The organism is Yoonia sp., assembly GCF_036007805.1.
Taxonomy (GTDB): domain Bacteria; phylum Pseudomonadota; class Alphaproteobacteria; order Rhodobacterales; family Rhodobacteraceae; genus Yoonia.
The window spans coordinates 1-2,820 of record NZ_DASYOK010000350.1 but is presented as its reverse complement, the minus strand read 5'-3'; the positions used below and the strand labels follow the sequence as shown (position 1 = coordinate 2,820).

General features: G+C 54.4%; 4 protein-coding genes. 2 read left to right on the top strand and 2 right to left on the bottom strand.

The features are described from left to right. Nucleotides 1-6 precede the first annotated feature (6 nt). Together secB and VGP75_RS18370 are read right to left on the bottom strand one after the other, a co-directional pair. Nucleotides 7-504, bottom strand: coding sequence for a protein-export chaperone SecB (gene secB, locus VGP75_RS18375; protein ID WP_327545037.1), 498 nt, complete (start codon nucleotides 502-504; stop codon nucleotides 7-9). Nucleotides 505-562: 58 nt separating this feature from the next. Further along, nucleotides 563-1,045, bottom strand: a complete 483-nt coding sequence (locus VGP75_RS18370) for an FxsA family protein (RefSeq protein WP_327545036.1) — start codon at nucleotides 1,043-1,045, stop codon at nucleotides 563-565. 111 nt (nucleotides 1,046-1,156) lie between these two features. Here VGP75_RS18370 and VGP75_RS18365 point away from each other — a divergent pair, with 111 nt between their 5' ends. After that, complete coding sequence (locus VGP75_RS18365) at nucleotides 1,157-1,819, top strand: Tim44/TimA family putative adaptor protein (RefSeq protein ID WP_327545035.1); 663 nt, start codon at nucleotides 1,157-1,159, stop codon at nucleotides 1,817-1,819. Between the two features lie 40 nt (nucleotides 1,820-1,859). Next, on the top strand, nucleotides 1,860-2,813 hold the full coding sequence (gene mltA / locus VGP75_RS18360; protein WP_526025534.1) for a murein transglycosylase A: 954 nt from the start codon (nucleotides 1,860-1,862) through the stop codon (nucleotides 2,811-2,813). Nucleotides 2,814-2,820 lie beyond the last annotated feature (7 nt).

Below are 2,820 nucleotides of genomic sequence, written 5' to 3'. Positions count from 1 at the left end.
TAGGGCCTAGTTGGCCTTTGCTTTTTCTGCTTCTGTCCGGCGGGCCAGCTCGGAGCGGTAAAGCGCCAGAAAATCAATCGTATCAAGGTTCAGCGGCGGGAAACCCCCGTCACGTGTGATGTCGCTGACAATCCGGCGCACGAACGGGAACGTCAAGCGTGGACATTCGATCAGCAGGAAGGGGTGCATCTGTTCTTCAGGCACACCCTGGACAAGGAAAACGCCAGCGTATTCAAGTTCAAGCACAAAAAGTGGATCGCCTTTTTCCTTGGTCTTGCTGGTGATGTTCAGCTTTGTGATCACCTCGTACTGGTTTTCGGTGCCGCGCTTGCGCGCATCAAGGTTCACCTGCACTTGAATTTCTGGCTGTGCATCGCCTGTCACGCCTTTTTGCGCCAGAATATTCTCGAACGACATATCGCGGATGTATTGCGCAAGAATACGGTTGGTGACTTGGGCGGCGGCGGGTTGGGCGGCGGCACCGTTTTCAGGTGTATCGGACATTGGAAACTGCTCCAGTTGAATAAGGTTCGCGCGTTCCTAGCAGCCTAAAAGCGCAGGCTCAATCCCGTGTCCAGTTTGAGGGGCCTTCAGGCCTATTCTTCTGTGGCGTGACGTCTTCGAATTCACCGTCGATTACACGGTCATTTGGTTGCCGCGGGCGTTGATGCGGAGTCTCACCCATTTCAAAGCGCTGCACATTCACACGGGATTTGGCCCAGATGAAAGCGGCGCGCCTGACGCTTGGTACAAGAAGCGAAAGACCCACGACATCGGTAAAAAAACCGGGTGTCAAAAGTAGCGCACCAGCAAAAAGGATCATTGCACCGTGGGCCAGCGGTTCTGTCGGGTCGTCGAGTTCTGAAAAAGACTTTTGCAGGTTCCCCAGTTCGCGAAGGCCCTGGCTCCGGACCAGATAAGACCCGGTGATCGCTGTCAGAAGGACGATCAAAAGGGTCCACCAGACGCCGATCAAACCGCCGACCTGTATGAATAGCGCAATTTCGATCATCGGGACTGCGATAAACGCAATTAACAGCCACATTATCTGTGCCTTTCATAAGATGTGCTGACCTAAGGTGGACTTGGGCCCGCCTGCAACCTACATAGGGAAGGAAAGGGCGTGTTTCCATGCCTTCCCCTGAACGAGGTCCCGATGAACTCTCCGATTATTCAGCTCTTGGTGCTTGCCGGCATCGCTGTTTTCTTGATTTTGCGCCTGCGCGGTGTTCTTGGCACACGCGAAGGTTTTGAAAAACCACCCGTTGCGCGCCCTGAACCGTCAAGCCGGATCGGCAAGCCGGAATTCGATGTGATCGAAGGTGGTCCTGATCTGGATATTACAGATCACGTTGAAGATGGTTCTGTTTCTGCCAAGGCACTGGCCAGCATGAAGCGTGTTGATCCGTCATTCAACGTGAGCGAATTTTTGGGCGGTGCGCGTGGCGCCTATGAAATGATCCTGATGGCCTTTGAAAAAGGCGATCTTGATGAAATCGTGCCGTTTATTTCAGAGGATGTTTATGAAGCATTCGCCTCCGTCGTTGACGAACGCCAGCGCCAAGGCCTGACCATTGATGCCAAGTTCATTGGTATCAGTGATATGAAATTGGTTGCCGCCGAATTTGACGATGCCACCAATGAGGCCGAGGTGTCGGTACAATTCAAGAGCGAGATGACCTCTATCGTGCGTGACAGCGCGGGCGATATTATCGAAGGCAGCGAAAAAGAGATCAAGCGCCAGAAAGATACATGGACCTTTGCCCGCAAAATGGATGCTGGCGATCCAAACTGGCGGCTGGTTGCTACGGGTGACTAACCCGTGCCAGGGTTTGGTGGTTGCCTGACCCTGCAAGCCGATGGGCGGTGCGATGGCGGAACCAACTTATACCGCGCTGACGTTTGATCAGCTGAAAGGGTGGCGTGATGATAATCATCAGGCCGCCTTTGATGTTTTCAAGACCACCTGTGGCGATATGGACGGTCCCGAGTGGGCAACGCTAAATGGTATTGCCCGCACCGACCCCTATCCGCGTGCGTTCTTTGAGGAATTCTTCCGCCCTGTTTTGGTCGAAGACGGGAAAGAGACGCTGTTCACCGGATACTATGAGCCCGAACTGAATGGATCGCGCGAACGCGGTAAACCCTATCTCTATCCGATCTACGCCAGACCGGACGACCTCAATCATTCGCGCCGCGAAATAGACCAAGAAGGAGTTTTGGCAGATCGCGGACTTGAACTGGCTTGGCTGACAGACCCTGTTGATGTGTTCTTTCTTCAGGTCCAGGGGTCCGGCCGCATTCGTCTGCCCGACGGCAGCATGATGCGTGTCGGGTTTGGTGGAAAGAACGGGCGGCCCTATACATCGATTGGCAAGCTTTTGGTGGCGCGTGGGGTGTTCGGGCCGGATCAGGTTTCCGCCGATGCAATCCGTGATTGGGTCAATGCCAACGGTGATGCGGGGCATGCGCTTTTGCTGGAAAACGAAAGCTATGTGTTTTTTCGCGAGGTCAGCGACGTACCTGCCCATCAAGGACCTTTGGGAACGATGAACCGGTCCATTACCGCTGGCAGATCTATCGCCGTTGATCCCGCTTTTGTGCCGCTTGGTGCGCCTGTCTGGATTGAAAAAGACGGTGATCTACCGATGCAACGGCTGATGATTGCCCAAGATACCGGTGGCGCAATCAAGGGTGCGCAACGGGCGGATATCTTTTTCGGGACTGGTCCAGATGCAGGTTTGCAGGCTGGCCGGATCAAGGATGGCGGCCGGATGGTTGTGTTGTTGCCTGCACAAATGGTGGAAAGCTGATGCGCAA

Bases quoted from the DNA above. Each gene is read 5' to 3' on its own strand.
- VGP75_RS18365 (WP_327545035.1), top strand. From the start codon at position 1,157: ATGAACTCTCCGATTATTCAGCTCTTGGTGCTTGCCGGCATCGCTGTT.
- mltA (WP_526025534.1), top strand. From the start codon at position 1,860: ATGGGCGGTGCGATGGCGGAACCAACTTATACCGCGCTGACGTTTGAT.
- VGP75_RS18370 (WP_327545036.1), bottom strand. From the start codon at position 1,045: ATGTGGCTGTTAATTGCGTTTATCGCAGTCCCGATGATCGAAATTGCG.
- secB (WP_327545037.1), bottom strand. From the start codon at position 504: ATGTCCGATACACCTGAAAACGGTGCCGCCGCCCAACCCGCCGCCGCC.